General features: G+C 38.1%; 19 protein-coding genes and 1 pseudogene. 2 read left to right on the forward strand and 18 right to left on the reverse strand.

What is annotated here, in order from left to right; genetic code table 11:
* Positions 1-106: 106 nt before the first annotated feature.
* The 13 genes from PO903_RS17355 to PO903_RS17415 all read right to left on the reverse strand — a co-directional run bounded on the left by PO903_RS17355 (position 107) and on the right by PO903_RS17415 (position 15,571).
* Positions 107-3,220: an efflux RND transporter permease subunit gene (locus PO903_RS17355; RefSeq protein ID WP_273594098.1), complete on the reverse strand. Its 3,114-nt coding sequence runs from the start codon at positions 3,218-3,220 to the stop codon at positions 107-109.
* Positions 3,213-4,742 carry an efflux RND transporter periplasmic adaptor subunit gene (locus PO903_RS17360; RefSeq protein ID WP_273594099.1) on the reverse strand — a complete coding sequence of 510 codons (1,530 nt, stop codon included), beginning with the start codon at positions 4,740-4,742 and terminating at the stop codon, positions 3,213-3,215. The genes PO903_RS17355 and PO903_RS17360 overlap by 8 nt, the downstream gene beginning before the upstream one ends.
* 211 nt (positions 4,743-4,953) lie before the next feature.
* Complete coding sequence (locus tag PO903_RS17365) at positions 4,954-5,607, reverse strand: response regulator (protein WP_069327133.1); 654 nt, start codon at positions 5,605-5,607, stop codon at positions 4,954-4,956.
* Between the two features lie 10 nt (positions 5,608-5,617).
* Positions 5,618-6,787 (reverse strand): sensor histidine kinase, encoded by a 1,170-nt coding sequence (locus PO903_RS17370; protein ID WP_273594100.1) that lies wholly within the window; start codon positions 6,785-6,787, stop codon positions 5,618-5,620.
* A gap of 130 nt (positions 6,788-6,917) precedes the next feature.
* On the reverse strand, positions 6,918-7,835 hold the full coding sequence (locus PO903_RS17375; protein WP_273594101.1) for an aromatic alcohol reductase: 918 nt from the start codon (positions 7,833-7,835) through the stop codon (positions 6,918-6,920).
* 175 nt (positions 7,836-8,010) lie between these two features.
* Positions 8,011-8,679 (reverse strand): TetR/AcrR family transcriptional regulator, encoded by a 669-nt coding sequence (locus tag PO903_RS17380; protein WP_273594102.1) that lies wholly within the window; start codon positions 8,677-8,679, stop codon positions 8,011-8,013.
* Between the two features lie 50 nt (positions 8,680-8,729).
* Entirely contained in the window at positions 8,730-9,884 is a 1,155-nt protein-coding gene (locus PO903_RS17385) for an FAD-dependent oxidoreductase (RefSeq protein WP_502921653.1), read from the reverse strand.
* 165 nt (positions 9,885-10,049) lie between these two features.
* A complete protein-coding gene (locus PO903_RS17390; protein ID WP_069327138.1) occupies positions 10,050-10,565 on the reverse strand; it encodes a hypothetical protein in 516 nt (171 codons plus the stop codon).
* Between the two features lie 325 nt (positions 10,566-10,890).
* Positions 10,891-11,730, reverse strand: a complete 840-nt coding sequence (locus tag PO903_RS17395) for a S66 peptidase family protein (protein WP_273594103.1) — start codon at positions 11,728-11,730, stop codon at positions 10,891-10,893.
* Positions 11,731-11,765: 35 nt separating this feature from the next.
* Complete coding sequence (locus PO903_RS17400) at positions 11,766-12,269, reverse strand: GNAT family N-acetyltransferase (protein ID WP_273594104.1); 504 nt, start codon at positions 12,267-12,269, stop codon at positions 11,766-11,768.
* Positions 12,266-12,610 carry a hypothetical protein gene (locus PO903_RS17405; RefSeq protein ID WP_273594105.1) on the reverse strand — a complete coding sequence of 115 codons (345 nt, stop codon included), beginning with the start codon at positions 12,608-12,610 and terminating at the stop codon, positions 12,266-12,268. The genes PO903_RS17400 and PO903_RS17405 overlap by 4 nt, the downstream gene beginning before the upstream one ends.
* Positions 12,611-12,789: 179 nt before the next feature.
* Positions 12,790-13,752 (reverse strand): AEC family transporter, encoded by a 963-nt coding sequence (locus tag PO903_RS17410; protein ID WP_273594106.1) that lies wholly within the window; start codon positions 13,750-13,752, stop codon positions 12,790-12,792.
* 103 nt (positions 13,753-13,855) lie between these two features.
* Entirely contained in the window at positions 13,856-15,571 is a 1,716-nt protein-coding gene (locus PO903_RS17415) for an NAD-dependent malic enzyme (RefSeq protein ID WP_273594107.1), read from the reverse strand.
* A gap of 359 nt (positions 15,572-15,930) precedes the next feature.
* Between PO903_RS17415 and PO903_RS17420 the strand changes: the two genes are divergently transcribed.
* On the forward strand, positions 15,931-16,809 hold the full coding sequence (locus PO903_RS17420; RefSeq protein ID WP_273594108.1) for a LysR family transcriptional regulator: 879 nt from the start codon (positions 15,931-15,933) through the stop codon (positions 16,807-16,809).
* 76 nt (positions 16,810-16,885) lie between these two features.
* Here PO903_RS17420 and PO903_RS17425 read toward each other — a convergent pair whose 3' ends face one another.
* Positions 16,886-17,815: an NAD(P)/FAD-dependent oxidoreductase gene (locus tag PO903_RS17425; RefSeq protein ID WP_273594109.1), complete on the reverse strand. Its 930-nt coding sequence runs from the start codon at positions 17,813-17,815 to the stop codon at positions 16,886-16,888.
* 635 nt (positions 17,816-18,450) lie between these two features.
* Here PO903_RS17425 and PO903_RS17430 point away from each other — a divergent pair.
* A pseudogene (locus tag PO903_RS17430) lies at positions 18,451-20,163 on the forward strand (alpha-amylase family glycosyl hydrolase); the annotation flags it as partial.
* A gap of 127 nt (positions 20,164-20,290) precedes the next feature.
* Here PO903_RS17430 and PO903_RS17435 read toward each other — a convergent pair.
* From PO903_RS17435 to PO903_RS17450, 4 genes are all read right to left on the reverse strand, one after another.
* Positions 20,291-20,920 carry a flavin reductase family protein gene (locus PO903_RS17435; protein WP_273594110.1) on the reverse strand — a complete coding sequence of 210 codons (630 nt, stop codon included), beginning with the start codon at positions 20,918-20,920 and terminating at the stop codon, positions 20,291-20,293.
* 333 nt (positions 20,921-21,253) lie between these two features.
* Entirely contained in the window at positions 21,254-23,017 is a 1,764-nt protein-coding gene (gene dhaK / locus PO903_RS17440; RefSeq protein ID WP_273594111.1) for a dihydroxyacetone kinase subunit DhaK, read from the reverse strand.
* A gap of 407 nt (positions 23,018-23,424) precedes the next feature.
* Entirely contained in the window at positions 23,425-23,952 is a 528-nt protein-coding gene (locus tag PO903_RS17445) for an SMI1/KNR4 family protein (protein WP_273594112.1), read from the reverse strand.
* A gap of 27 nt (positions 23,953-23,979) precedes the next feature.
* Positions 23,980-24,468: a hypothetical protein gene (locus tag PO903_RS17450; protein WP_273594113.1), complete on the reverse strand. Its 489-nt coding sequence runs from the start codon at positions 24,466-24,468 to the stop codon at positions 23,980-23,982.
* Positions 24,469-24,485 lie beyond the last annotated feature (17 nt).

The raw sequence follows: 24,485 nt of genomic DNA on the forward strand, positions 1-24,485 counted from the left end.
CCTCCTTCGCACCAACGCATAGATAGCAACTACATATTTAGCTACTATCTATACATAAATGCTTTTTTAAGAAGTATATGATTAGGATAGCAATGAAGTATTGTAATTACATCGACTGTTGACGTTTGGCTAACCGTTTGTTTTTGCGTTCTATTTTAGAAGTCATTCGTTTGTCAGTATAACGAGCCATTACCATATACAACGCTGGTACAACGAATAGTGTTAATACCGTTGAGAACACCAATCCGAAAATAATAACGACACCTAGTGGACGGAATAATAACTCTCCTACCGTAGCAATCGGAATCATACCCACAATAGCTGTTAATGATGTTAAAATAATCGGACGGAAACGTGCTGAAGCAGCTAGAATAATCGCTTCTGTTAGTTCCATACCTTCATGTCTTGCATCTTCTATAAATTCAATCAATACAATCCCGTTCCGTACTACAATTCCGGCTAATGCAATAATACCCATGACCGCCATAAATCCGATCGGTGTCTGTGTTACAAATAACCCCAGTACTCCACCTGCCGCTGCTAAATAGACTGTTGTCATAATGATAAAAGGAATCAATAAGGAATAGAACTGCATCGTAATCAGGATGAAAATAATAAATATCGCGACGACAAATAATGCACCTAAATCTTTAAACGTATCGCTCTGGCTTGATGTCTCCCCGCCTACTTCCCATGTATATCCTTCAGGAAGCTGGATCTGTTCTAACTTGGGTCTAATATCTTGCATCGCTTCTGTTGCGGTTGGTCCACTTAGTTCAGCTTCAATCGTATTCACACGTTTGAGATCATAATGATTGATCTGTTGAATCGAGAATACCGGCTTGATCTCTACAATTTGAGACAATGGAATCTGTGTACCTGCGGAATTCGTAATATTCACCTGTTGCAACAATGTATTCGGACTGCTGTTACGTGAATCTTTAATATATAATTTTAAATCAATCAAATCACTACCATTATCAAAATCTCCTACAGTAAATCCACTACCCATCATTAATAAGGTTTGAGTTAAGTTTTTGTAAGTCACTTGATAGCGATCCATTGCTTGCTTGTTTACGGCGAAATCTAAAGTATAACTATCATTTCCTGTACTATCTGTAATCCCGTACGTACCCGGAGATTCTGAAATGATCTGCTTGATCTGATCGCTCAGACTACGTAGTTCTGGTAATTGATCCCCTGTCACTCGAATAGAAATAGGTTTTCCTACTGGAATCCCGAGTGCTGCACCTTTTACCGAAATTTGAATGCCGGGATATTCTGTTTTTAATGCGGCTGACCATAATTCTACAGTAGAATCAACATTCATCCCATGTTGCCCTGTGACTAGAATCTGACCTGAAGATGCGCCATTACCTGATCCACCAGTACTATTAAATAACTTGGGAGCCACGCCACCTACAGCGTACGCTAATTTATCAATATCCGGCTGTTTTTTCACCCATTTCGCAATATTTTCAGTCACTTTATTCGTTTCTGTAAGCGAGGTTCCTGAAGGCAAATCAATATCTACCGAAATCTGAGGTTCTTCGGATGTGCCAAATAACTCAACAGGTGTCAATGCAGCAAGTCCGTATACAGCTGTACTAACTACAAGTCCTACCAGAGCCACCATTAATGGACGTTTGAGTAGACCTGGCATTAAGCGAAAAGCATAGCCATTCGTTAATAGCTGAATTTGCTTACCTAACAGACCGGGTGGCTTATCTACATGGCGTTTCCCTTTTTCAATTTGTCGATTCTCATACCATTCGCGGAAAATAGGAATAATCGTTAACGACATAATCATCGAAGCAAGCATACATAATGAAATAATCACTGGAATCGGTCGGATAAATGAACCCATGTCGCCCGGCAATAACATCAATGGCACAAAAGCAGAAATTGTTGCAAGTGTAGCCGTAATAATAGAAACAGCGACTTCTTTGGTACCTCGCACTGATGCTTCTTTTGGATTTTCTCCAAGGGTTGATAGCCTTCGCTCGATATTGTCATTGACCACGACTGCGTCATCGACCAGAATCCCCAGCACGATAATCAGACCTACAATGGTAATCTGGTTCAACGTGATACCAGCTTGAGGTAATGCAATCAATCCTAGAGCAATAGAGATAGGAATAGAGAGAGCTACAAAGCCTGCTGTAAGTAAGTTCATACCTAATGTACAGATCAGAATAACCGCAATAATAGCGATCGCCATTTCTCGTATTAAATCGTTAAATATTCGCTCAACTTCATCATTTTGAGCAAATAAAGACTCGATTTTCACATGAGAAGGTAATGTTTTCTCTAAAGCGGTCATTTTAGCGGATAATACTTTGTTCATATTGATAACGTCTGAACCTGCTTGACTACTGATATCCATAGTGATCGATGGAACACCATTGTAGTAACTGAGATACGATTCTGTGGTAGGAACCATTTTCACATCAGCTACATCTTTGAGATAGACCGGAATACCGGCTTCAGTTTGAGTAATCAAAATCTCTTTGATCGTATTATAATCATCTGATTTATCGACTTTGAGTTGATACGTACGATTGTCATACGTTAGATTTCCGACAGGAATACGATCATTTTCGGATTGGATCCCTTGTAATACTGTTTCCCATGAAATATTATATTGTTTCAGCTTATTCGTATCTGCTTCGATACTGATTTCTTGCTCAGGTAGTCCTTTAATCGCTACTTCAGTAATGCCGGGAATCGCACGAAGCTGCTTTTTCCATGTGTTCATAAGATCATTTAACGCATAGACATCTTCTTTGGTCTTACCATAAATAGCAAAAGACTGTACAAAACTCTGTGCTAAATTATCATTGACGATCGGTACATCTGCATCTGTAGGTAAGCTGGATTGAGCATCTTCAACTTTACGTCTTAATTCATTCCATACCTGTTCTGCATCGGCCTTATCTTCTGCTTGTACCGTAATCGTTGAAATTCCATTTCCTGAAGTTGAAGAGATCGTTTTGAGATCAGTCACTTCTTTGATCTTTTGTTCAAGCACTTCAGTCACAGTCTGCTCCATCAGTTCTGGCGAAGCACCTGCATAAGTGGTCGTAACCATTGCTGTTTTGACCACCACATCGGGCTGTAATTGTCGAGGTAATCCTATCCCTGAATAGACACCATACAAAATAAGTAAAACAAAAAACAATAGAGTAACTTTACGTTTTCTTATAAAAAACTCAATCATGAGCAGTTACCTCTTGAGCATTCTTTGGTGTAGCCAGAGTATCGCCATTAAATAAACGGTCTGCTCCCTGTACAACGACTTGTTCTCCAACTTGAAGTCCACTTTTAATCACATACTGATTGTTGTAGGACTCGCCTACAGTCACAAAAGTCTGAACAGCTTTTCCTTTGATATTTTTGAATACATAAGGTTTATCTCCTGTACTAATGACTGCTTCTACAGGTAACAGTATTCCTTTTTGCGTCGTAGATTGACGAGAAGCTTTGACCACCTGTCCCGGTTTCCAATCTTGCTTGGGATTACTTACAGTGACTTCTACATTGATTGAACCTGTACTTTCATTGGTTTGCGGGTATAACTTGGTCACTTTACCTATGCGTACATCATCATACAGACTTACACTTACTTCTTGCCCTACTTTCCATTGACTGATCTCGCTATCAGCTATAGGGAGTAGAACTTTCAAACGTGTGGTTTCTCCAATTACAAATGGATCGGATGAACCGCCCATAGCGCCACTACCACTTGAACCTGCACTCACTGTCTGACCGACAGATACATTTTTTTCTAAAATCACACCGCTGGCTTGTGCTTTTAAGGTGGTATAGGAAAGACTCAACACAATTTTATTTTTGGCTGTGATCGCTTGATCGTAGCTTGCTTTCGCTTTGTCGACTCCTGCTTGCGATTGAGCAATACCTGCTTCTGCTTGGGCTACACTTGCTTTGGCTTGTTCTATCGTTGCTTGGGCACTAGCGATTCCTGTCTGTGCTTGGGTGACAGCAGAAGCTGCATCTGCACGTTCTGAATCACTTGCACCTTCTAGTGTTAATGAAAGCTTGGCTTGAGCGTCTTTAAGACTATCTGTCGCATCAGCTAGAGCCGTCTGTGCTTGTTCATTCTCTTGTTGCGTAAGTAAGCCGTTGCTTGCTAACGTCTGCGAGCGGGTCGCTTCTGCTTTTGCTTGATTATAAGCAGTCTGTGCTTTGTTTACAGCATTTTGTGATTGTGCTTTTTCTTGCGAACGTGCTCCAGACAATACGCTTTGCTCGCTTACACGCGCACTATCGATTTTGGCTTGAGCACTGGCTAATTGAGCGTTGGCAGAAGATACTGTAGCCATTGCATTTTGCTTAGCGGCTTGAGCATCTTTTAAAGAAGCATTGGCACTGGACAGATCGGCTTGAGCAGCAGCCACAGACTGATTCGCATCTGCTAATGATAAATTCAGATCAGCTGTATCCAGTGTAGCCAGTACAGCACCTTTCTTTACCTGTTGTCCGATCTCGCCTTTAACCGATGTCACTGTTCCAGCTGTACGAAAAGTAATAGGTGTTTCTGTATAAGCAGTTAATGTGCCTGATAAATTGTAATTCACATTAAGCGCTTGTTTTTGAATAGTGGTAAATGTTACATTGCTACTTGTTGTATTCACAGCAATTGTCGAAGAGTCTGTAGAACAAGCAGTTAGACTGATAACAAGTAGTATAGCTATACCTGCAAAATATCCTTTTCTATTCATTGATCATGTTCCTCTCTTATCTCAACACCAGTATAGTTGTGGTTTCTCTGTGCTTATCCTAACAAAGATAATATGTTGTCGAATCGTCCAATCGTACATGCACATCATGCCCTTTCGGGCAGAATTTATCACAACGCAAAAAAGAACACATCTCTACAAACAAGTGATGTGTTCTACATGTAATTATATTTTAGGGGTCATGTGTCTTTTTTTAAATATGCACAAGCCCTTGTTCTACTGCTATGGCTACAGCTTGTGCTCGTGAATCAACACCTAGCTTATTATAAATATTCGTAAGATGAGCTTTCACTGTGCGTTCTGCTATCCCCATATCAAAAGCAATCTCTTTACTACGATGTCCATGTGCGGCTGCTTGGAGTACAATCTTTTCTTTATCCGATAAAGAAGGAAGCAAATTGTTTCTGGTTGGCTTTTTGGGTGCAGTATCATGTTTGGCTTTAAACACAATTTCCATAATTTCAGGTTGTAACAAGGTCTCGCCTCGAATCGCCGAGTCTAATGTACGAAAAAGGTGCTCGCGTTTGGTATCTTTGAGCAAATATCCTTTCGCTCCTATGGTTAAGCCTTTGATCATAAGATCATCTTCATTGTAAGTGGTCAGAATAACGACAGGAATCGTATTGTTCTGCGCTTGTAATTGTTCGATCGCTTCAATCCCATTCATAATCGGCATATTTAGATCCATTAAGATCACATCCGGACGAAGCTCTTCAATCAGCTGAATAGCCACTTTGCCGTTATCTGCTTCACCAATCACTTGATAATGTTCACTCGTCTCTAAGATAAGCTTAAGTCCTTCTCTAACGACAAAATGGTCATCTACAATCAATACGTTGTATTTCATACTATTCTCCTCATCTCAAAGGAATCTCGATATGCACAGAAGTTCCATGAGGTATACGATTCGTTATTTCTAATGTACCCTGTACAATACGGATACGTTCTTGCATGCCAATTAGACCATAATGTCCACTAAATGAACCGATCTGACGCATATCGAATCCAATGCCATCATCTTTAATATCCATTACCAAATGATGGTCATCATACGAAATGTTCAATTCTACATGATGAGCTTGAGCATGCTTGATAATATTGGTCAAACACTCACGTATAATATGAATACTATGTTCATAGATCAATTGGGATACTTCTATAGGGGTTACTATATTGCTTTGTATCGGGATACCTGTTAAGGAAAGGAAATGATCTACTTCTTTCTCTACAGACTCAGCAAAATTCACTTGTAAGGCGGTATGCAAACGCAAATCATCAATCGCACTGCGAGCTTCTGCTAATGTGTGACGTGCACCGCTCATAGACAAATGAACAATTTCATGTGCTCTTTTAGTATTATTCGAAGAGAGATGGGCATCAATCGCTTCCAATTGCATAATCAATCCGGCTAATCCTTGTGCTAACGTATCGTGCAGATCCCTTGCCATACGCTGACGTTCATTAGCAACCGTTAATTCTTCGACTTGATGATGAGCGATTTCTAATTCTTTCAAAAAATGCTGTGTACGTAACTTAGCATAAAATTGACGTAACGTTAAATTGATAATGCCTCCTACCAATACGTTCATTAATGTAAACAACGAAATATAAAACAGCAAATTAACAAAGCTTAAATAATTCATATAAGCAATACATACTATATAAATAGCCGCAATAGAAATGATTATCGTTATCTTCTTATACGGAGCATATAGTAATTGTCCAATAATAATCGGATACAGCACAATCATAACTAAATAATATCCTTGATTCATAAAATAAACAGACATGAGAAGGATAGCACTTTGTAATACATAGTACACCCATAATTCTCTTTGAATAAACCAGGTTACTTTCCAATTCAAAAACATAAAACACAAAATACCCAGACTTGCTATCACAATATGAAGCACACTATTATGGGACGTTGTTTCTAATAATGTAGTTCCAATATGAACCATCAGAATCCACAAGATCACCGGTTTACGTAGTTCTAACGCTATCTCACTCAGATGTTTTTTTTGCATAATGCCCCCCTTTCATAAGCCTCTTACAGTATAACAGGTGCTCAGATCAGGACATTGTACTTTCGGGCATGTACGTTGCAAAATTTAATAAAGCGATAAATACAATTTATTCTAGCTATAAGTGATTCATTTATGCATGAGATGAATGGATATAATCAGCTAATATGTCTTTGGCAGATGTCCATTGTATTCCGGCATACCGATCGTTATCAATCTGTTCAAGCTTACCTAATCCGCTGAACATACCATGAACATATTGCATCCCTTGCCATGCGGGATACAAATCGGTTGAAGGCTTAGAACAACTACGTGCAATCTTAATCAATGTCTCCAACAATCCTCGACTTCCTGCTTTGAGCAAACGGAATCGTTGACCGCTTAATCTGCTCATAAGTACCGTCAGTTGACGTGCATTGATCTGATCTCCTGCAATCTGTAAAAAGCGAGGAGCAGAGTTATCCAATGCTGCTTTGGCTGTATAGGTAGCTACATTGTCTTTGGTTGTAAAATCCATTGGTTGATCTGCATCATCCCAGTAAAGGATTCGGCGATGTGAGAAAAGAACGATAGGTGCCATCCCTGTTAACATATCTGCAAATGCTCCATTTAAAATAGAAGTGGCTGCAATCGGTGCTTGATCCAGTCTTTTCATAAAATCACGACGTAAATCCAAATTGCGATTCGATCCTACAGGTAACTTGGTATAGTCCATCGAGTAATCAGAAGGAATAAAGCGAGGAACGCCTGCTTCAACAGCTGCATTCAGTAGTAAAGTTTGTGTCTCGATAATCACATCCTCTAATCCACTTAGAGCAGATACAACGCAGGACACTCCTGTACAAGCTGCTTTCATTTCTGCTGCATTCGTATAATCGACTTCTACGATTTCGATTCCTAGTTGTTCTAAAGGTACCGTCTTCGATAATGAAGTGCCCCGGCGAATCAATGCCCGCACATGTGCTCCTTCATGAACCAATGCTTTGGCAATCCGTTCGCCCAGATCACCAGTACTGCCTGCAATTAAAATCGTTGAATGTTCCGGTACCATGTAGAGATCCTCCTCAGTGTAATAACCTTTTATTTCTTGTTCCGCATTTTATAGATTATGTATAGTTCATTTTACCATTTGTTCAATCTATTAGAAATTATTAACGATAAGAATTTTTCTACAATCGTTAAATAAAAAAGCTATCATTCCCAAAGGAAGATAACTTTTCATTTTATTATTTTGGATTGTGCAGGATTCCTTGTAAGATCACTTCTAATCCCCATTGAAATCTCTCTTCGTCACCTGAGAACATTTCCTCATTTAAGCGAACAAGCATCGGATATTCTACTGCATCTAATGATTGGTAAGAATCACGAATCGATTGAAGAGTCATGCCTTTTTGCTCACGAGAAGATTGTTCAAAAGCTACTGAGGTGACATATAAAAGTAACATATCTGCTCCCCATGCTGCTGACTTCGCTTGTGCTCCCCCTGCTTGCAAACGCGCTAATATATATTCGTTGATTGCTAAAGAGTAAGGGCCGATTGGGATCGTTGTTAATGCAAGTTCCGCTACTCCTGGAGATGTATACAAAACGTTAAGATAAGAATTCAATAGAGAGACTAGTTCACTTTTCCAAGAGTTCGGTCGCCCTTCAGGCAATATTACATCTCTCAATCCATAATCAACTACATAACTGTAAAGCTCTTGAATATTTTTGACATACACATACAGTGATGAAGCGCCTGTATCTAAATGTTTAGCAATTTTGCGCATACTCATGCCGGACAAGCCTTCTGCTGCTAACAATTCAAAAGCAGTCTTTACAATAATTTCGCGACTAAGTGCGTCTTTAGCAGGTCTGGTACGACGACTAATTATAATTCGATTTGTATTATCCATAGTTTCCTTATAACATGTTTAACTTTATTAGTAAATCCTAGAGTACTTTTTTATGCTTGTTGATGATACTGATTCATTAATGCTGCTAATCGAGAAGCTGCCTGATCACCAAAACAAAGCTGTAAGTTTTCATACGATTCTCTAGCCGCTTCTCCAGAGTAAGCATACATTTTCTGCTCATAACTTTGAACAGCTATACTCAAATCATTATGCTGTACAATAGACAGTGCTAATTCGGTAGCATCTAACATTGCTAGATTCACACCTTCACCAGCAAAAGGAGACATTAGATGTGCTGCATCTCCAATTAATGTAACTCCTGCTCGGTGTGCCCACGTTAATCCTACAGGCAACATGTAAATGCGTCTTGGAAGAATTTGTCCTTCTGCTAAACAGATATAATTTCGAAGAGAATCATCCCAATCTTCAAAATAACTTAGCAATTTTTGTTTTGCTATATCAGGTTGATCCCACAAAAACACTGATTGATCTAACCATTCTTGCTCTACTTGAAAGCTCGCATACACACGAATATCTCCATCTCCATTTAACTGACCGATGATTGCTTTGTGATCTGCCAGTGCAAACATTTTACCACGACGATTAAAGCTAGCCAGCTCAGGATGATCTATATCCACATTTTTGATATGAACTTCTACCATACTCAAACCTGTATATTCTGCTTTGGCTTTTGTTAGAAGCGGACGAACTTTTGAAAATGCTCCATCTGCTCCTATAACAAGATTAGCGGTTTCCACATTCCCATTTTCAAAATGAAGTTCATACAGATCATCTTTTAATGGAACAACATGACTTAATGAGTGATTCCAGCGTATAGAAGTAGGGTCAAGTGCTTGTAATATCATTTCACATAATACACCCCGGTCGATTTCGGGACGATCTGAATCATGATCTTCTGCTATTTCGTCTAAATACATTTTTCCTTTTTTGTCAAAAAGTCTAAAGTCCTCTCCATCATAACGAGCAACAGCTTGAAATGATTCAAATAAGTCGGCTTCTTGTAATGCTCGCTGTCCAGATTCACTATGAATATCTAATGAACCTCCTTGTTGGTTATTAGCTTGAAAAGAAGATTTTTCATAAACAGTAGCTTTGACACCATATTTTTGTAAAATAACGGCTAACGTCAAGCCCCCAGGTCCTCCACCAATAATAGCTATTTTTCTTTCGTTTGCTTTTTGCATAATAATATCATCTCCATGTTTAATAGATTAACTTGTATTAGTTATATCACAACGAACAACGTTCGTAAAGTACATCGTTCGTTAAACGCAGTAAGTGTACAATATAAATTTTGTAATCAAAAGAAGTCTGTGTAGTTTAATCTACACAGACTTCTTTTATATCCATTAACTATTCCATTCGTCTCCAGAAAAACGTTCTGTAGCACGAGTATGCTCTTGTTTGGCTTGCTCACTTAGACGATAGCGAATTTCCTGAAGCATAATAGACATGATTTCCCGGCGTTCGCCAAGATCAATAAGTGCTTTACGTAATCCATCACGCACCATGCCTTCTTGTTCACCTTTTTGGTAACTAGCCAGAGCCGTAGCGCCTTTTTCAATTTCTAACTGCAAGTCTTGTACATAGGAAGTCACAAGTAATAATGACTCTTCATATACATCACTCGAAAACCCTTTAAGTGGAGAACGAATAAATCGTTCCTGAACCGATTCCTGAATATTAACCATCACAAAGGCTGGATTACTCAATAACAGATGCATACTTTGCATTTGCAAATCTTCCGGCATACGGTCAATCAAAATCGCTTCATTGTTCTCAAGCAACTGTTTTAAACAGTAATTCAGTTCAGCTTCACCTTCTGGTAATTTCTCTACTTGGTTTTTTCGCACAAAATAGATCATTATTGTCTCCTTTAAGTTACTGAATACGTTTACTAAAATCAGTAAAATTAAATACAATCTTTTAGTACCGTAAGTAGTAAATTCGCTTTAAGTTAAACGCATTATTTAAGTATTTTGTTATAACTTAACCATTTTAAGTACATTGTTAGCATATTTACTCTTAAAAAAAGACTCTTATTTACAATAATCGGCTTAAAGCGAAGAAATTGTTATGTATAAACTATGAATATTAGACAAAATATGCACTAAAGTATATATTCAAAAAAGAACAAAGAAATACTGATACTCCTTTATTCTTTTTTAAATAAGCTGTAATCATGTGCTATTAACTGATAATAATACATTTACTATTACTGCTATGTCCAATTCCGGTCGATTTCACTATCGGAATCGGCTTTTTGGCTGTTAGCTTTAGAAGATGCTGTTGAATAAGATCCCATTCATGATGTTGTTCTATCTCAGTAAATGTTCCTAACAATATTCCAGAACATGTAGCGAATATACCGACTTGATCCATTTGATCCAGCATAGAGATGATTCGATGGGCACGTCCACTCCATGCTTCTAATAAAATAACTTTACCCGAAACCTCAGGGAAATACGGAGTACCGACTAATTTTAAAAAGCAACGAATATTGCCTCCAATCACATCGCCATTTAGATTCTCACCTTGAACAAAATCAAAATCGAAATCATACAAATCCGAAGCTCCTTCAAAAAAGGTACGATAAAATTGCTGTCGTTGTTCTGCACCCTTTTCTTTGACTAAATTCATGATTTGATAATGATACGTCTGAATATGAGATTGATGCACAATAGCGTTCAGAACAACAGTCAGATCGCTCATCCCAAAAAAAGCAGTCTGTGCTGTACGAATCCGGTCATAATGAAGGTGTGGAAGTACGCCATTAGCCAGTTCGCCGCCAGAGATATCAAAAATAGCTTTGATCTGCGGATCAGCAAATAAACGATTTAACTCATTCGCTTTTTCTTGGGAAGCCTGAATAGTATGGGGTTGCATCAATACTTTAGATTCGACAACTTGAAGCCCCCACTGTTGCAAATATCCGATCAAATCATTAATCTGTACTCGGTGATCAGGTGCGATAGGATCCGAGCAAGCGACCAATGCTACTGTATCTCCAGATTTCAGTTGCAGTGTCATTTATGTATTGCTCCTCTCTGTTGAGTGTGATCACCTTATGAATCCAGTATAACGGATAATTGATAAAACTTTTTATCCACTTGCATTACTGGAAAAGAAGCAGGTAGTTGGGTTACTTCTATTTCTTGAAAGCTATTTTTCTCATAAAATCGATGGGCGGCTATAAATTGTAGAGTTGTGCCTAAATATATATGCGTCAATTGCTGTTGGGTTGCCCACGAAATGGCTTGTTGTAGCAATAATGTAGCTGTATTCCACACTTTTCCTCGATAATCAGAATGGACAAACATTTTGCGAAGAGCGACCTGTTGATTCCCTATATCTAACAAAGCAATTGTACCCACTACTTGATCACCATCACAAGCCACCCAGAAGTTACCGTTCCCTTTTTGATAAAAAGATTGAATGGATAATAGGTCTGGCTGATCTTCCTTAGTAATTGGTATATTGTATTCTTGTTGCTGAATATGAAGAATAAGCTGTACTACTTGCTCTTGATCACTGTCTGTGTAATTTCGAATACTTAGCGATGAATTCATTGGCGATACTCCTTTAGGAAAGAATTCCATTTCTTTTTGGAAAAAGGTTTATACAACAACGTCTCAAACCCATCATATTGTTGTTCATTCATACGTAGAACTATAGCTTTTTTAGCAATTTTAGCACAGGGTTGTGAAGAATAGTTTGGACTGCCTAACTTTCTTCGGACAGGAATATTAAATTGCAACAGATCCGCTAAATCATTCCAGCCTTCCCAGCTCCATCTAGCTTTGCGTTTCCAATCTATCGCATATAATATGTAATCAGATGTAGAGTTATTTTGTTTTTCGATCATAATCCATGTAGCAGGAATGATTTTTTGAGCTTGTCGTTGATTCATATTTGCTCCCTCACAATATCATTTCGTTATTGTTCTATTTTCATATGAATAATCTATAAATTCAACGTTCAATTATCAATATGCAAAACAAAAAGCCATTCACCGGAAATCTTTCAGCGAACGACTTTGATTTAAAATTTATTTTAAAATTAAAATGTATGATCTAAAAAAAACACATTTTACAATAAAATCGAGATTAAGATAGGTAAAGAAATTAAGGATAAAACGGAACTAATAACAAAAGAAGAAGCTGTTTCGACTTCAAGCGTTTCAAAGCGAGACGCAATCATTGCGGCGACTGCTGATCCAGGGAAAGATACCAACAATACAGCCATCGTAATATCTTTTGAAGATAATCCAAATGCTAAAGCTAATACATATGTTAAAATAGGCAATCCGACTACTTTTAATACCGAAATACTGATAGCATTCGCACTAAATTGAATACGATTCAGACCAATAGTTACACCAATTGCAAATAATGCCGCACCGGATGTAATACTACCAATTTGATCAAGTGAACTTTGCAGCAATTCAGGAGAATGGAATCCAAACATCGTAAGCACAACCCCTAATAAAGGAACACAGGCGAGCGGCTCTCTAAGACCATGTAAAATCGAATGAACAGTCAGTTTGAGCAAGTTTTCAGGATGTCCATCTTTTTGCCCTGCTTGTGTTTTTTTACCTACAGAACTGACAATAGTTGCGATTGGATCAAGTAACGCATTAACAACAATACCTGTAATCGCGATTGGAATAGCAACTTCAGCAGCTCCAAACAAACTTCCAAGTACAGGTATACCCATAAAAGCGAAAGAAGGTTGAGTCGCATTTAAGGAGAAAATAGATGATCTATTTAAATCCTTTTTAAATCCTAAGCGTAGGACTAATAGCAAAATCACATAAAAGCCGATAATCCCCAAAAACATAGTGATAAAAAAAGGCCATTTATCGATTAACGTTTGTTTACTTGTTGTAGTGATTCCAATAAAAAGATGTGCAGGTAATGCAAATTTGGTCACTAATGTATTTAAACCTTTGGACGATGCGGAATTAAATACTTTAAAGTGACCGCCCAAAAAGCCAAGTATGATGACAAAGAAAATAGGAATTAAAATAATAAAAATATGACCGACTGACATGATGTAGGACCTCCATTATATTTTCAAATCTACCCTTTACAGGGCAGACTGCCTATCCTAGATAGACAATCTGAGAGTGAAGCTATGTGTAGCATAATGATATTTAGCTTACTGGCGTCATCTCTGTAGATTTAACGGTTCTATATACGGGATGCCACATTGCGTCTTTGACAGCTTGTTCGATATCGTCTGGTGTGTTTTGAGCTACACCATCTTGAATAGCGGCTTTAGCGACAGCGACAGCCACCTCGAACGATACAGATTGTAGATTTTTCACTCTAGGTAAAAGTGGAGCGCCTAGATCAGAAGAGTCAACCGCATGAGCAACAGCATCAGCTGCCGCTGTAAACATGCCTTTGGTAAATACATTGGCTTTGGCAACAATTGCACCAAGACCAAGACCCGGGAACACAAAAGCGTTGTTGGATTGACCAAATTCGAAAGTCGTTCCTTTATATTCAATTGATTCAAATGGGCTACCTGTAGCAATCAATGCTTTGCCGTCTGTCCATGCGATCAAGTCAGCTGGTACTGCTTCAGCCAGTGATGTTGGATTCGACATCGGCATAATCATAGGACGTTCTACGTGTTTAGCCATTTCTTTTATGATTTCTTCTGTAAATGCTCCGGTTACGCCTGAAGTACCAATCATAATCGTAGGTTTGACTTGTTTCACGACTTCAAGCAAGCTGACTTTGCCATTCTCGTCTGTTTCCCAGTTTGCAATTTCAGACATTTGGCGAAGATATGGTTTTTGGAAAGCAAATACATTTTCTGTTTCTTCTGTTAATAGACCGCGATAATCGTATGCCCAGAAGCGACCTTCTGCTTCTTCTTGTGACAATCCTTCTTTCATCATCGCATCACGAATTTGATCAGCATTCCCAATGCCTGCTGCGCCGGGTCCAAATACCAATACACGTTGATCTTTCAGTGATGTACCACTTACTTGTAGACCTGACATAACTGCTGCTAAAGTAACTGCGCCTGTACCTTGAATATCATCATTAAATGTCAAAATCTGATCGCCATATTTTTCAATGATATTACGTGCATTTACATTGCCAAGGTCTTCCCAGTGTAATAAGACGTTAGGGAACAATTTCATAGCTGTTTGTACATAACGATCGACGAACTCATCGTATTTATCTCCACGTACTCTTTCATGACGGTTGCCCATATATAATGGATCATTTAATAATTTCTGATTGTTCGTCCCTGCATCCAACACAACCGCAAGCACGCGACTAGGGTCAATCCCTACAGCAGCAGTATATACAGCTAATTTACCAATAGCGATATTAATACCACCTACACCCCAGTCACCAATACCCAGAATACTTTCAGAGTCAGTAGCCACGATCAGGTCGATATCTCCAGGTTGTACGCCTGTATTACGGAACGCTTCTTCTATTCCGTCCATATGATCAATTGAAAGATAGACACCACCTGGTTTGTGATACTGTTGGCTGTATTCTTGAATCGCTTGTCCTACGGTTGGTGTGTATACAATAGGAAGAAATTCACTTAAATGCTCGCTCAGTAGACGATAGTAAAGAACAACATTGCGATTATATAGATCATTTAACATTGTATTTTTGCGAAGGTTATTCGGTTCACTGCTAATCTGATCGTATACACGGTTCACTTGTTCTTCAATCGTTAAGATCATTGGAGGCAATATTCCGTTCAGTTCCAAATCTGTTCGTTCTTCTGCTGTAAAAGCAACCCCTTTATTTAAGATAGGGTTAGCTAAAATTTCTTTTCCTTTAAGAATCGTTTTAATAGAACCATCATTATCAAGATAAAAAGCGTTCATTTGTATTTCCTTCTTTCGTAAAATTGTCATATATGTGTTTTTTCTGTGTCTAAATCGTGATTACACTATTAATAATAGTATCATTTTGACATATTGTAAAGGTCATTTTCTATCATAAATAATTTAATCATTGATAAAAACTATGATAAAATATAAATATTACATTTTAAAATTGTATTTGCAGAAATTATTTTCATATATAAATCCGTTTACATTGTTGTCATATATGCTAAAATTGATATATTGAATACATAACTGATAATAATGGTAAAATGGTTTATCATAGTTAAAAACAATGATAAAAGTTGAAAAAAATAATCATTTTACTTCTCATTTTGAGATTTAGGAAAGGAATACGTATGGAAATTAGACAACTTGAATATTTTGTAGCCGTATGCGAGGAGTTACATTTTACCAAAGCCGCTGAGCGTTTAGGTATTACTCAACCTACACTCAGTATTCAGATTCGTACCATGGAAGAAGAAGTAGGAACATTGCTTTTTGATCGTATAGGTAAAAAAATCACTCTGACCGAAGCGGGATTTATTTTGTTACGTCAAGCTCGAAGTATTTTGTTGAAGTTACAAGATGCGTTTGATGAGATTAACGGGTTACGCGAGTATACAGGCGGTAATTTGGTCGTTGGAGTGATGGCGGCGGAGCTAGATTATCGGATTACACCGATTTTAATTGATTTCCATCATCAATTCCCTAATATCCATTTAAAAATCTCGTCAGCGATCGAAGTCGCAGAGATGGTGATCAATAATGTAGTAGATATTGGAATTACGTTGATCGAATTTACTGATCCTAGACTGGTGACCACTCCACTATATACAGAAGAGTTTGTACTTGTCGTTTCTGAAAATCATGAACTGGCAGATCAGCAATCGATTTCCCTAGAGGCATTACCTTCTATTCCGCTGGTTCTTTATCCTAAAGGATTCAAAGGACGTGAATTGATAGAACGTCACTGTAAAGAACATGGCTTGAACTTGAATATTATTATCGAGACTTCTACAGCTTCTTCTTTATATGGATTTGTAAAATCGAATGTAGCCGCTTGTATTCAACCTTATTCGTTATCAGCTTCTCTCAACGATCCTACTCTTCGTTTGATTAAAATAGCTGACTTCCCACCTACTCGTCAGATTGGTATTATGCATCGTACTGATAAGTACCTTGGTGTGGCGGCTTTAGAATTTATGAGAATGATTGAGAAGCATTTAAAAATGTAATGCCATAGACAAAAAGAAGGAGCAGCATGAGGATATGCTCTCCTTCTTTTTTATTTCTATTTTACTTTTCTACAATTTATGTTGAGGACTTACTAACGTTATGCTGCCATGCTTCTTCAAGCAATTCACTATTGATACTGATTCCAGCCATAGAGCCTGAAGCTGCCGCAGCAACGACCTGATATTTTCGTGAAGCCGAATCGCCTGCGCTGTATACACCCGGTATATTGGTTTTACCAAACTCGTCTACGATGATCATGCCTGTATCAGCAGATTCGCATCCTAACATTTGTGGAACATCTGATCCAGTGACAAGTTCTGGTGTGAAAAAGATCCCTGTACATAAAAGAGGATGACCATCTTCAAATTGAATATGTTCTACGATCCCCGATGCTGAGTGTATATGTTGAATAGGTGAATCGATGATTGAGATCTGGTGGTTTATAAGTTCCTCGTGTTCTTCTGCTGTCCAATTATTCATGCCATTGGTGCAGATAGTGAAATGAGAAGTCCACCCTGAGACCGTCTTAGCTAAATGAAGTGCTGTTGCTCCACTAACGATTAATGCTAACTTCTGATCTCGAAGTTCCCACCCATCACAGTAAGGGCAGACAAATGCGCTTTTTCCATAGACTTCTTGTAGACCAGAGATAGCAAGTGGACGATCTTTCATTCCTACTGTAAATAGTATTTTTTTGCTAGTATACGTATGTCCTTGAGAGGTAACCACTTCAAATTGACCATCACTACCATTGGCACCGGTTACGGTGTCTTTGGCAAATTGAACAGTAGGATATCTACTAATCTGTTCTCTAGCGATTTGGCGAAAATCAGCAGGTATAATGCCATCTCGAGTTAAAAATCCATGCGATTCTTGAGTGACTCGATTCCGTGGAAGTTCTTCATCTATAATCAGTACATGTTTACGTGCTCTTCCCAAAATAAGCGCAGCACTTAAGCCAGCGGGCCCTCCACCAACGATGATTGCATCTTGTAATTGTTCCATATGATCAGTACTCCTTTAAGGTGTATTTTTAAGCAAGTTCTATATTGTTATATCTTTTGCTTTGGAAAAAATAACGTTAGATATCGATGATTGTTTTCGATATTTTATTTCGAAACTATAACTATTGGACAAATGAAGCTGATATATTTTGAATAGCAATTTGATCTATTCTTCTATATTCCTCCTTTAATAATAAAAGACTTTAAAGACTACCATTATCTATGATTGTTATAAAAAAATACGTAATACAGTAAAATTTAAGATTATAATTCAATTATAGACTTTGTTTATCTATAATATACTTAATTATGATCAGAAGTCAACAGACTAACTGATTTCTCCTTTTCGTAAACTAGAAATAAATACGAATGTAGCTAATGATTCGATGTTTTTATACTGTTTGAGTGTAAATACATATTCTTCTATAATTTTATATAATTGCCTATTTCTTTTTTGTAAGCGCTATCTTATAATAAGTTGCGTAAACGTTTGCACAAACTATAGGCACAGGAGGAATGGTTATATTGGTATCGGGTAAACCACATTTTAAAAAGATGATTTTGATTGTATTCGGGGTATTGCTTTTATTTCCTTTGCTGTTCAGCGGTTCGTATACCACCACTCATGCAGCAGATAATTCAGTAACCGTGTATTACAAAAAAGGGTTCACAACACCTTATATTCATTACCGTCAAGCGGATGGTAATTGGACAACTGCTCCGGGTACCAAAATGACAGATTCTGAAGTCAGTGGATATACCAAAATTACTGTTAATATCGGTTCTGCTGCTCAATTAGAAGCTGTCTTCAACAACGGTAACGGTACATGGGATAATAACAATTCCAAAAATTACTTATTCAATCCCGGTACATCGACCTTTACACCGAATACTAGTAATACCGTAGGTACGATTACAACTGGTGCGCCGGGTGGTACAACACCTACGAATCCTACACCTGCTCCCGATAATTTCGGTCCAGTTGATTGGAGTAAACGTAGTATTTATTTCATCATGACCGATCGATTCAGTGATGGGGATACTAGCAATAATAACTATGGCGGCTTTGCTTCTAACAAAAGTAATCCTTCGCAATGGCACGGTGGAGATTTCCAGGGGATTATCAACAACTTGGATTATATCAAAAATCTTGGATTTACAGCGATCTGGATTACACCTGTAACGATGCAAAAAAGTGTAAATGCTTATCATGGTTATCATACGTATGACTTTTATTCTGTAGACGGTCATTTGGGCACAATGGCGAAATTTCAAGAGTTGGTGAAAACAGCACATAGCAAAAACATCGCAGTGATGCTAGATGTTGTTGTCAACCACACAGGTGACTTCCGTCCAACCAATGGAACCGCCAAAGCTCCTTTTGATAATGCAGATTGGTATCATAATGTTGGCGATATTACGCAAAACGATTACAACAGCAATAATCAATCTCGTATTGAAAATGGTGATGTAGCCAGTCTTGATGATCTCAAACAAGAAAATGCGGCGGTTGCTACAGAGTTGAAAAACTGGGGTAAATGGATTATTGCTCAATCTGGCGTAGATGGTCTACGTGTAGATACAGCCAAACACGTACCCAAATGGTTCCTTAAAGATTTCGATACCGCAGTTAATACATTTACTATCGGTGAAGTCTTTAACGGTGACCCTGCTTATGTTGCTGATTATTCTAATTACTCTGATGCTGTACTTGATTTCCCGATGTATTACACGATTCAAAATGTATTTGGTCATGATGGTTCAATGAATCAGATCAAAGAACGTTATAGCCAGGATTACCGTTACAAAAATACGAACTTGAATGGAACATTTTTAGATAATCATGATGTCAAACGTTTCTTAAATGATGCTTCTGGTAAACCTGGAAACGCATCAGACAAATGGCCACAATTAAAAGCAGCCCTTGGATTCATGCTGACTTCTCGTGGTATCCCGATTGTCTATCAAGGAACAGAACAAGGATTTAGCGGTGGGGATGATCCTGCTAACCGTGAAGATATGACATTCAATACAAATAATGAACTATACAAGTATATTGCTAAAGTGAATGCTATTCGTAATAGTCACCCTGCTTTACAAAATGGAACGCAAAAAGAGAAATGGGTAGATACTAATTTCTATGGATTCCAACGTTCCAATAGTGGTGACGAAGCGGTGGTATTGATTAACAACTCATGGGAAAGCCAAACACGTACCATTCCAAATTTAGATAATTTCTCTAACGGTACAGTGTTGCGCAATCAAATGGGTACAGATTTGGTAACGGTTAATGGTGGTTCGATTACAATCACACTAGCTCCTAAAGAAGTGAAGATTTTGACAAAATAACAGCAGTTTATGAAATCGTTATCCATATAAAACCATTGTAGAAGTAAAGCGCCTCAAAGCAGTCTGCTTTCTTTTGAAAAGATCAGATTGCTTTGAGGTTATACATATGAGTCTGTAATGGCACTATTTAGCCTTTACTGTGATACTGAGCCATAAAAGGTTCTGCTAAACGGGATGGTTGTAACTTAGCACCTAAGCCAAAAAACTCACAGTAATCCATAATCAATGGATGCCATTTTTCAGGATCGATATAATCTTGATCAGGATGAAGCAAAATACTTTCTTCGACATGTACACGTATCATCCGTAGTTCTATAGCTGCAATTGTACCTGTTTCACTAAACGTGGAGATCTGTTCAACTTGAGCTTCTAATTGAATCGGACATTCTTGCACTAAAGGGGCTTGGACAAGATCTGCTGGAATAGCTGTTAGTCCTGCACATTCAAATTTATTAGGTTCATAGGTATAACCCATAGTAGCTTTGTACATCGGAATATCTTCTTTTCCAGTTGTTAACGCTAATCGATCGACATGATTGACTAACTGAGCAGAAGGCAGATTAAGTACACAACTTTTTTCTCGTATTAGATTCTGTACGGTCTGTGATTGATAGCTCATACCTAACATACACGATTGATTAACCCACCATGCCGAAGACATCGGTGCTAGATTAGGAGAACCATCTGGATTGATAGTACTAATAAGAACGACAGGTGTTCCGAAGTAAAATACTTTAGGCTGTACAATTTTGTGCATACGTCACTTCCTTTATAGGATTAGAGATCCAGAATGATGAATAGGATCAGGCGGTGTCCTTATTATAAAAGAAGCCTATAGACAAAACTTTCGCTTTATTGCGCTCTTATTCGAATCTAATGTTCATTATGTAGTAGATGATGTATAACCTAGCATCGATAATGTAAAATGGATAACAAAAATAAAGCAAGAAATAATCTGCATCCATCATAGACTATTTCTTGCGTATTGATTGGATGTGACTTGCTCTTTATCGTAATACTGGGTATATCTCTTTTAACATTACGATTGTAACTATGCCTCATCTATCTCAATAACATGTTTGCTATCGACTTAAGAATGTAGACTTTGTGCTAACTCTGTAAAAATAACACCAAGTGCATGTGCACCTGCATCAGGATATCCGATACTACGTTCCCCTACAGCTCCTGCACGTCCCATGCGAGCAACAATATCTTTTGTACGTTCTGCACCTTGTACTGCGGCAGCCGCAGCTTTATTCAACGCTGTATGCATATCATCACCGGCTTGCGCACTTTCTGTCCAAGCATCTGCGCAAGGTACAAGGGCATCAATTAATGTTTTATCGCCGACAACTGCGCCACGTCCAAAGGAACGTTCGCCTGTTGCTTGAATCCCTTTAACAGCAGATTGCATCATTTCAGCAAATTCGGCTACAGTGATTTCTTTTTGCTCACCTACACTTTTTCCTGCCGCGCGGAAAGCAGATCCCCAGATAGGACCGGATGCTCCACCACAAGATTCCATAATAACCAGTGATGACTGATCCAAAAAGCTACCGATCGTAAGATCTGGTTCAGCTAGAATTCGGCTCCATTCATGTTTTAATTCACGGAAGCCTTTAGCAATACTCATTCCGAAATCCCCATCACCTGCATGAGAATCGAGATCACAGAAAGGAACTTCATTTTCAATAATCACTTCACTCATTTTATCGATCAAATAAATCATATTGTTTAATGTTAATGTATCGCCTTGAAGTTGGGCATATTTAGGATCGGTTTGTACTTTGTAAGATACTGGTGTGTCTGGCACTTCTTCAACTGCCGCCGCTTCATAATGCACAGGTGCTACAGCTCCCGATACTTTAAAAGCAGGTGTATCGCTTTCTTGAGAAAGTAATGTTTTGAGTTCTTCATCTAATTTCATTATCGTTACTGAAATACCGTCCATATCAATACTGGTCATATAGTTACCGACAAATTCACGATTGATCTGGATACGACGCTGTGCCAGTTCACGAGTAACTGCATGATTGAACAAATACAATTCTTGTAAAGGTGTTCCTCCGAATCCATTAATCAATAATGCAATTTCACCTTCATGTCCATCTTCGATCTTCATATCTCGCAAAAGATCGTCTACCATACGTTTGGCAAGTGTATCTGCTGATGCCATTTGCTCACGCTTGATGCCCGGTTCACCATGAATACCGACACCATATTCAATCTCATTCTCACCAAGTTCAAAAGTTGGACTTCCTTTAGCAGGTACGGTACAAGAAGTTAGAGCGAATCCAAGACTTCGTACATTTGCCGCCGCTTTCTCCGCAACAGCTTTGACACCTTGTAGATCACGACCTTCTTCTGCTGCCGCTCCTGCAATTTTATGTACCAATACCGTTCCTGCAACTCCGCGTCGTCCTACCGTATATAGACTATCTTCGACCGCAATATCATCTTCCACCCGTACATAGTCCACTTCAATACCATCTTCTTCACATAGATACGCCGCATTTTTGAAATTCATCATATCGCCACTGTAGTTTTTGATAATTAGCAACGTTCCTTTTTCTCCAGCGGTTGCTTTGATTGCTTGATAGATCTGAATCTGAGAAGGAGATGCAAAAATATCTCCACAAACAGCGGCATCTAGCATGCCTTTACCTATATATCCTGCATGAGCCGGTTCATGTCCACTACCACCGCCACTGATTAAAGACACTTTTTGTGGATTTAATTCTTTCTTTTTAATGACTTTATATTTAGAAATGAGTTCAAGTTCAGGATGAGCAAGCACCATACCTTTAGCCATTTCCAACACCATATCTTCTGCTTTATTCATTACTTTTTTCATTGTATTGACCTCCTGCTCTTTCGATTTGTTCTTTTTTCTCCATCTTACGTTATTACCCGAAACGGATGAATTCAAAAAAGCCATACAGATTGTAAGTTCTGTATGGCTTTTGATTACTTGAATAATCGCTGAAATAATGATTTCTTAGCTACTATGGCTCCATCCAACATACTGTCTGGACGATCTACAAATTCATTCAGTAGACTATACATATTTGATTTTCCGCTAAAATGAGGATTCATCCCGATACATTCATTTTTCTTATTTACTTGTACCCAGAAACGTTAAATCCAATCGATGTCATATGATTAACCATCGTTTTCTCTCCCTGCTTTTTCAAAAATCTATTTTTATAATGATACATCTAACCATAGAGCAACACGATAAATGTATTACAAACTTCTAGCCTAATCAGTTTCTTCCTCTTGCAAAGCCATCTCTATAAACTCAAAAAGACTTATAGCTTCGACAGAGCGATATTCCCAATCATGCCAAAAATATAACACTTGTCCGATTGTCCCTTCTTCCGCAGGATCGGTATCGATACATAAGTAATCTCCTCCACCATTAGAGGCGATCGGAATCCATTTAGCATTCCATGCGAAAGGTTTGACTCCCGATTGAGCATCTACTTCTAGATCTTCAGGATCGAACTCTTCTTGTAAAAACGTCCAATTTTCTATAATTTCTGTAATTGAAGATAAGGTTACGTTACGCAAAAAACAGGTGTTTGCTTTATTTTCTTGTTGCCCATTATGTATCCGATAAAATGATTGAAGCTGTGCAGGAACTTGAACGCCAAGTGTACGCTCCAATGTAGCAAAATCTTCTCCTGTAGCCCCTTCATACAAATAAAGTTTCTCCTCAAATAATGGATTACGTTCTAATCCTTTGGCTATGATACGATTCCATAATTGTTGTGCTTGAGTATCCATTACCATTCTCCTCGTCTATAAACTCAGTTATAATCGGTTCCAATCATCAGGTACATATAGCCACAAAGCAGGTACAAGACAAGACTCATTGTATTGATTTTGTACCGATTCAGCTAGAATGTACGTTTTGATTTCTTGATTTAACTTTTTAATATAAGCAGACTGTTGCTTCAGAGGGAGTTCATCTAAATTTGTTGTTTCAAATTCTTTGAGATCTATCATCATTTCGCTAAACCATCCATCCCAATATATACTCTTGGGGCCTCCCATTGCTAAAAGACAATTATTTTCTATCGTGGTAGTTGATGAGCAATGGTACCACCATGTAACAGCATGAACAGCTATCCCTTTAATAGTAAGTTTATCTATAAACTCACCAACGTAAGGCATAGTGATAATACAGTCTATATATCCTGTACCTACAGGTTGGACTTTATATTGATTGAATAAGCGATCGATTGTATTTTGTCTATCTATTTTATTTAATTCCAATTGTTGCAGATAGGTTGATGACATTATAGTTCTCCATTTCA

It is taken from the genome of Paenibacillus sp. PK4536 (assembly GCF_028594455.2).
Taxonomy (GTDB): domain Bacteria; phylum Bacillota; class Bacilli; order Paenibacillales; family Paenibacillaceae; genus Saccharibacillus; species Saccharibacillus nuruki.

What these genes read in the sequence shown, in the direction of transcription:
- PO903_RS17355 (WP_273594098.1), bottom strand. Translation starts at nt 3,220, where the DNA reads ATGATTGAGTTTTTTATAAGAAAACGTAAAGTTACTCTATTGTTTTTT.
- PO903_RS17360 (WP_273594099.1), bottom strand. Translation starts at nt 4,742, where the DNA reads ATGAATAGAAAAGGATATTTTGCAGGTATAGCTATACTACTTGTTATC.
- PO903_RS17365 (WP_069327133.1), bottom strand. Translation starts at nt 5,607, where the DNA reads ATGAAATACAACGTATTGATTGTAGATGACCATTTTGTCGTTAGAGAA.
- PO903_RS17370 (WP_273594100.1), bottom strand. Translation starts at nt 6,787, where the DNA reads ATGCAAAAAAAACATCTGAGTGAGATAGCGTTAGAACTACGTAAACCG.
- PO903_RS17375 (WP_273594101.1), bottom strand. Translation starts at nt 7,835, where the DNA reads ATGGTACCGGAACATTCAACGATTTTAATTGCAGGCAGTACTGGTGAT.
- PO903_RS17380 (WP_273594102.1), bottom strand. Translation starts at nt 8,679, where the DNA reads ATGGATAATACAAATCGAATTATAATTAGTCGTCGTACCAGACCTGCT.
- PO903_RS17385 (WP_502921653.1), bottom strand. Translation starts at nt 9,884, where the DNA reads ATGCAAAAAGCAAACGAAAGAAAAATAGCTATTATTGGTGGAGGACCT.
- PO903_RS17390 (WP_069327138.1), bottom strand. Translation starts at nt 10,565, where the DNA reads ATGATCTATTTTGTGCGAAAAAACCAAGTAGAGAAATTACCAGAAGGT.
- PO903_RS17395 (WP_273594103.1), bottom strand. Translation starts at nt 11,730, where the DNA reads ATGACACTGCAACTGAAATCTGGAGATACAGTAGCATTGGTCGCTTGC.
- PO903_RS17400 (WP_273594104.1), bottom strand. Translation starts at nt 12,269, where the DNA reads ATGAATTCATCGCTAAGTATTCGAAATTACACAGACAGTGATCAAGAG.
- PO903_RS17405 (WP_273594105.1), bottom strand. Translation starts at nt 12,610, where the DNA reads ATGAATCAACGACAAGCTCAAAAAATCATTCCTGCTACATGGATTATG.
- PO903_RS17410 (WP_273594106.1), bottom strand. Translation starts at nt 13,752, where the DNA reads ATGTCAGTCGGTCATATTTTTATTATTTTAATTCCTATTTTCTTTGTC.
- PO903_RS17415 (WP_273594107.1), bottom strand. Translation starts at nt 15,571, where the DNA reads ATGAACGCTTTTTATCTTGATAATGATGGTTCTATTAAAACGATTCTT.
- PO903_RS17420 (WP_273594108.1), top strand. Translation starts at nt 15,931, where the DNA reads ATGGAAATTAGACAACTTGAATATTTTGTAGCCGTATGCGAGGAGTTA.
- PO903_RS17425 (WP_273594109.1), bottom strand. Translation starts at nt 17,815, where the DNA reads ATGGAACAATTACAAGATGCAATCATCGTTGGTGGAGGGCCCGCTGGC.
- PO903_RS17435 (WP_273594110.1), bottom strand. Translation starts at nt 20,920, where the DNA reads ATGCACAAAATTGTACAGCCTAAAGTATTTTACTTCGGAACACCTGTC.
- dhaK (WP_273594111.1), bottom strand. Translation starts at nt 23,017, where the DNA reads ATGAAAAAAGTAATGAATAAAGCAGAAGATATGGTGTTGGAAATGGCT.
- PO903_RS17445 (WP_273594112.1), bottom strand. Translation starts at nt 23,952, where the DNA reads ATGGATACTCAAGCACAACAATTATGGAATCGTATCATAGCCAAAGGA.
- PO903_RS17450 (WP_273594113.1), bottom strand. Translation starts at nt 24,468, where the DNA reads ATGTCATCAACCTATCTGCAACAATTGGAATTAAATAAAATAGATAGA.